The sequence below is a fragment of the Herbiconiux daphne genome, assembly GCF_024979295.1.
In the GTDB taxonomy this organism is placed as follows: Bacteria; Actinomycetota; Actinomycetes; order Actinomycetales; family Microbacteriaceae; genus Herbiconiux; species Herbiconiux daphnes.
On the sequence record NZ_JANLCJ010000654.1, the window covers coordinates 1 to 565 of the forward strand.

Here is a 565-nt window from a genome sequence, read left to right on the forward strand (position 1 = left end):
TAATGAAAAGTGACTTATCCATCATAACAGGAGCTGGCGGAAGTGGAAAATCATTTACCATAAATACCATTGCCGAAGCATTGAGACAGCAAGGTTTTGAAGTTTCCAAGATTGCCCCGACAGGTCGTGCCGCCAAAAAGATACAGGGCACAACAATACACAGATGACTTGAACCGGATGTCACGGAAGACACTTGAGGAAATGTCAAGATTAAGGGTTTCAACAAAACAAAACTTTTGAGGAAAGAAGCAATCATCATCGATGAGTCATCAATGCTCAACAATGAACTGTGAACTAAAATATATGACATATTCGCAAATGATGAGGCGATAGACTTCCCAAACAAGAAACTCATATTGGTTGGTGACCCATATCAGTTGCCGCCGATAGGTGACGGAACACCGTTCATCGATTTCATCAAAAGCAGAACATATCCGCATACGCACCTGCAGTCGATACATAGGCAATCGGTAGACAATGATTTGGTGGAATTCTCCAATTTGGTCAAAGACAACATCTCATTGCCGAGTGACAAGATATGAAACAATGTGCATGTCATGGATAT

2 protein-coding genes are annotated in these 565 nt (G+C 41.4%); both read left to right on the forward strand.

Annotated elements, in window-relative coordinates; translation table 11 throughout:
* Positions 1–2: 2 nt before the first annotated feature.
* Positions 3–167, forward strand: a complete 165-nt coding sequence (locus tag N1032_RS28575; RefSeq protein WP_407933098.1) for an AAA family ATPase — start codon at positions 3–5, stop codon at positions 165–167.
* Between the two features lie 186 nt (positions 168–353).
* Positions 354–542 (forward strand): AAA family ATPase, encoded by a 189-nt coding sequence (locus N1032_RS28580; protein WP_407933099.1) that lies wholly within the window; start codon positions 354–356, stop codon positions 540–542.
* Positions 543–565 lie beyond the last annotated feature (23 nt).

What these genes read in the sequence shown, in the direction of transcription:
- N1032_RS28575 (WP_407933098.1), top strand. Translation starts at nt 3, where the DNA reads ATGAAAAGTGACTTATCCATCATAACAGGAGCTGGCGGAAGTGGAAAA.